7 protein-coding genes and 1 pseudogene are annotated in these 4468 nt (G+C 37.4%); 4 read left to right on the top strand and 4 right to left on the bottom strand.

Annotated features, from left to right (window positions below; all coding sequences use genetic code 11):
- The 3 genes and pseudogenes from ACFILZ_RS09275 to ACFILZ_RS09265 form a co-directional block, all read right to left on the bottom strand.
- A pseudogene (locus ACFILZ_RS09275) lies at positions 1-281 on the bottom strand (hypothetical protein); the annotation flags it as partial.
- A gap of 113 nt (positions 282-394) precedes the next feature.
- Entirely contained in the window at positions 395-775 is a 381-nt protein-coding gene (locus ACFILZ_RS09270) for a hypothetical protein (RefSeq protein ID WP_375610977.1), read from the bottom strand.
- Between the two features lie 214 nt (positions 776-989).
- Positions 990-1343, bottom strand: a complete 354-nt coding sequence (locus tag ACFILZ_RS09265; RefSeq protein ID WP_273791732.1) for an XRE family transcriptional regulator — start codon at positions 1341-1343, stop codon at positions 990-992.
- Positions 1344-1430: 87 nt separating this feature from the next.
- Between ACFILZ_RS09265 and ACFILZ_RS09260 the strand changes: the two genes are divergently transcribed.
- From ACFILZ_RS09260 to ACFILZ_RS09245, 4 genes are all read left to right on the top strand, one after another.
- Entirely contained in the window at positions 1431-1670 is a 240-nt protein-coding gene (locus ACFILZ_RS09260; RefSeq protein WP_375610978.1) for a helix-turn-helix domain-containing protein, read from the top strand.
- Between the two features lie 574 nt (positions 1671-2244).
- Positions 2245-2571, top strand: a complete 327-nt coding sequence (locus ACFILZ_RS09255) for a dATP/dGTP diphosphohydrolase domain-containing protein (RefSeq protein ID WP_375610982.1) — start codon at positions 2245-2247, stop codon at positions 2569-2571.
- Positions 2572-2582: 11 nt separating this feature from the next.
- Complete coding sequence (locus ACFILZ_RS09250) at positions 2583-3161, top strand: hypothetical protein (protein ID WP_375610979.1); 579 nt, start codon at positions 2583-2585, stop codon at positions 3159-3161.
- Between the two features lie 10 nt (positions 3162-3171).
- The gene (locus ACFILZ_RS09245) at positions 3172-3783 is read left to right on the top strand and encodes a hypothetical protein (protein ID WP_375610980.1); all 612 of its coding nucleotides are present in this window, start codon (positions 3172-3174) and stop codon (positions 3781-3783) included.
- Here ACFILZ_RS09245 and ACFILZ_RS09240 read toward each other — a convergent pair.
- Positions 3770-4468, bottom strand: a 699-nt coding sequence (locus ACFILZ_RS09240) for a hypothetical protein (protein ID WP_375610981.1), incomplete at its 5' end; no start/stop codon positions are given. The two genes, ACFILZ_RS09245 and ACFILZ_RS09240, sit on opposite strands and share 14 nt — an antisense overlap.

The following is a 4468-nucleotide window of genomic DNA, read 5'->3' as shown; positions in this document are numbered from 1 at the left end:
GCACCACTCAAAATTTGTGCATCATCGAAAATTGTTGCGTTATCATAAACCAATGCACAATCTTGGATTAGTGCATTGGCATAGACTTTGGCATTCCCAAAAACCTTTGCACTATCTCCAACCCAGCAATTGCCATCATGTGATAAATTACCCTCATGCTCAATAAAACCACCAACGTCACCTTTCTTGACTCTTCCAAAGTCTCTCAATGCACGAATGCGGTGGAGAGTTTTGCCCCCAACTTCGATTGTTTCATCAGTCATTTCGTATTTTTTTTCCATGGTTTTACTCCTTTAAGTTAGATTCTGCCTTTGTCGTTCTTGCAAAAGAACGGCATTGCATTGTGTGGTGAATTTTTTGAAAAGGAGGCGTCTTTTAAAAACGCCTTTAGCTTTTAAAGCACATCACAAGGACGCAAACGGTGTTGTTTTTCGTAAGAACCATACATTGCATCATCATATTCGCGCTGTTTTATATCATCTAAAAAAAAACCGTATGCTGTGCTGTGTAGAATAAAGTCATGCGGTATTTTGCCATCAAAACACTTTTGTTCACGTAGTTTGAGATAAAACTCAGCAATATCTTCAGAGATATCTTCGCAACGATTAGTCGTTGGTTCTACGCGCAAAATTTGGACAGCATTATCGGTTTGGTCGATAAAATTGATAATGTCCTTTTCTTCTAATAAAGGACCAGATTTAGCGAGATTTTGTTCTTCATTTTCGCACATCACTAAGAGAATTTCATCAGAATTTATAAACACTGGTTTATTCACAAATGCCTCCATACTGCCTATTGGCAAAAGTTATTTTCTAAGATATGGAACATATGTATGCGCATATTGCACATATGTCAACAATAAAATGTGCAACATGAACATATTTAGTGAGTATTATATTATTTTGGGATATATAAAATGGATGATATTGATAACCTTATAATGGAGGCAGTGAATAAGCTTAGTATAGATAAAAAAAGAAGGTTAATTATTATTCTTCGTCTTTTAGAGTATCTAAAATGCGAAGAAGCCACTGCTTTTTTTCAGGAGATATATTTTTTAGAGCGTTAAAAACTTCTTCTTGAAGTTCGCGGTCTGAAAGAGCAGTTGTAGATTTTGTTTTTATCCCCTGTCCTTCACCAGTCAATAACCAACCTGTACTTACGTTAAAAGCTTTTGCGTATCGACTTGCGGCTTTATTGATGCCGCGAACTCCTTGTTCATGTTGTATATAAGTGTAATATGGCCAGCCGTAATATTGAGCTGCGGCTCGGGCAGATTTAAATCCTTTGGCAATTCTTGCTTCTGTTAAGCGTATAGCTTGGTCGGGTTTTTGTTCTTGCATTCTGACAACTCCTTTCCATTCATAATGCACATATTATATGTGCTTTTCGACTTGACTTTTTTCTGTGCACATTGCACACTTAATTTTATGAATAAGATAGAAGCAAAAAAAATACGCAAACGCCTTAATCTTACGCTGGACGAAATGGCAGCGTTATTAGGCGTTAACAAATCAACAGTATGGCGTTGGGAAAAATATGGTGTTCCTTCAAGAGGGGCAGTGGCTTATCTTTTAAAATCTTTATGCGATCAAGAGCAACACCCCCCAATGTCGAAAATTTGCAAGAGCTGCGGTGTTGATCACACCGGAGAAACTTTACAGCATTAAGGAGACAAAGATGGCTGTAGAAAAGAAATACGAACTTACTGATGAAACAATTGAGTTTGCTGGAAAAACTCTTCACCGCATTCGTGCATTGAGAAGCTTTGGAAAAGTTAAAGCAGGTGATGTTGGTGGTTTTGTAGAGAGTGAAGGCAACCTCTCTCATGAGGGCGATTGTTGGGTTGGGAATAGGGCATGGGTTTATGGTGATGCACGTGTTTTTGGCAATGCCAAGGTTCTTGGTTTTTCTCATGTTTATGACAATGCCCGTGTTTATGAGAATGCCAATGTTCTTTTAGCAGCTGCGATTTATGGCAACGCCAAGGTTTGTGGTAATGCGCATGTATTTGGCAATGCCAAGGTTTGTGATGAAGCTGCGGTTTTTGGTAATGCTTACGTTTACGATAATATCCATGTTTATGGCAGCGCCAAGGTTTATGGCAACGCCAAGGTTTGTGGTTATGCCAAGGTTTGTGATGCTGCTAAGGTGTTCGGTCATGCCGTGGTTTATGGTAAGGCCAAGATTTATGGAAATGCATATGTTTGCGGCACTGAAGAATATGGTGGCGACAGAGTTTATATGTGTTCACATAATGCAAATGAAGCGCATAAGAATGATGATGGTAAGCCTCGTGTAGAGCTTATACCGCCGTTGGCACTGCTTGAAATTGGTAAAGTTTTAGAGTTTGGGGCAAAGAAGTACGGAGCAAACAATTGGCGTAATGGCATGCACTGGAGCAGGTTACACGGTGCTGCTTTACGTCATTTATTAGCATGGTTTGGTGGAGAGCATAAGGATGCTGAGAGTGATTTATCACACTTGGCACATGCGGCTTGTTGCATTCTTTTTTTAATGGAATGCGAAGCACAACAGATTGGTCATGATGACCGCCCTCATAAAAATTAAAGGAGATAAAGATGAGTTCGAATGAGATTTTATGGATAGCAGTGGTTTCAGTTTTGCTCTTAAGCGGAGTGATGTTTCGTATTGCATTGCATTATCGCGATCAAGTTAAAGCACTTAAAGAGCAGGTTCAAGATATTAAGAAAAAAATGAAAGAGAATGAGTTTAGGTATTTAAAGGAAAGCAAGCAGACAATTGATGAATGTGATGCGGATCTTGAAGAACGTGACAAGGAAATTAAACAACTGAAGCAAGAGATTGAAGAACGTGACGAGGAAATTAAACAACTGAAACAAAAGACTGAAGAGCATGAAAAGGCGTTCAGAAATGTAAGTGAAGTTGTAATGACACTCGAAGCAGATGTTCAATCACGTGACAAGGAAATTAAACAACTGAAACAAAAGACTGAAGAACTAAAACAAAGTATAGATGCGTATCGAGAAGAGTTTACACGGAAAAGTGAAAAGATACAGGCACTAAAAGCAGATGTTCAATCACGCGACGAGGAAGTTGAAAGACTAACACAAAAGCTTAAACAGCGTGATGAAGCAGTAAAAGCGCCGGCTCGTAAAAATAAGAAGAAGGGTAAGTGAGGAGAGAAAGATGAGTTTAGTAGCAATTGTTATTTCCTTAATTGCGAATGTGATTTCGTTTTATGCTGTTCATGACTCTTCTAAAAGAGTGCGAAGGCTTAGAAAAGAGCTAGCAGAAAAAAATGAGTTAATAATGTCACAAAAAGCATTGATGGAAGGACAGCTAGCAGAAAATGAAGAGAAAATACAACATTTACAAGAATTACAAGCAAACGTGCAAGAATGTTTAGAGAAAAGCACTAAAGGGCAAGAATGTGTGATGTCATATGAAAATATTTATGAAAATATTCAAGTCTCTAAAGCTGTTCGTACGCTTGTAAGAGAGTTTATAGAACTAAATCCCATTACAGATGAACAAGAAGATAGATCGCAGGAATTATTGCAACAATTAATGAGGGATGAGCAGACAAAGATTCAAGCAATTAAAGTTGTTAGAGCTTTTGAAGAATGGTTTATACCACGAAATACCATTACATTTGCACAACTAGACTATTGGCCGAGGTCTCAAGAGTTATTGGGGCATTTATTGGGGTTAAAGCCACTGACATGGGAAGATCTTGCTAAAAAAAGTCCTGAGGAACAACAGAGCTATCTCGTACCTGGGAAAACTATAGTGGATTGAAAGCATTTTTTAAACGAATACAGTGAGCGAAAAAATTCACTTTTTCTGGTGGATTTTCAGGATCTATAGCAGTGTGTTCCATAGTAAATATTAGATAAATTAATGGATTTTTCTTGAGAGGCGAAATGGTAAGAATTAGTTCTAATGAGCCAAAAGCTATGAGGCTAAATGGGTCAATATCTCCATGTATTAGAGGCTCTGTTTGGGGTTGTTTAAAACAGAGGTATTTGGAGCTTTGGGGCTGGATTTGGTATATATCTCCGAGGGGAAAAACGGTTGAATCAGTAAATCCACGATAGACTGCGTGAATAAATTTATAATTTCTATCATTCTCTATACTGATGGAATTAATTTTAATTATGTGTTTTGTAGGATTTGCAATGGTTAATAATATATCAATTAATAATTGTGATTTATTATCAGGATCATTATGCATCACTATACGCTGTACAAAAACATTAAGTTTTCTCTGCTCTAGAATTTCTGTCTGTTTTTCTAGAACGTTAGCAAGCTTTTCCATTGATATTGCTTGTTGTTTAGTTGAATTAGCTATGTCCATGGCATTAGCTAATTCTGTTTCAAATTTTTCTCGGTCTTCTCTTCTGAACTTTGCAGCTTCTATTCGATCTTCATTTCTTAAATTCAATGTCTGTTTAATAGAACGAAAAGAAAAAATTGCGGATAA

Source organism: Bartonella sp. AP40SXNS (assembly GCF_042195825.1).
Taxonomy (GTDB): domain Bacteria; phylum Pseudomonadota; class Alphaproteobacteria; order Rhizobiales; family Rhizobiaceae; genus Bartonella.
Note: the sequence above shows the minus strand (reverse complement) of the source record. Positions and strands in the feature narration are given on the sequence as shown.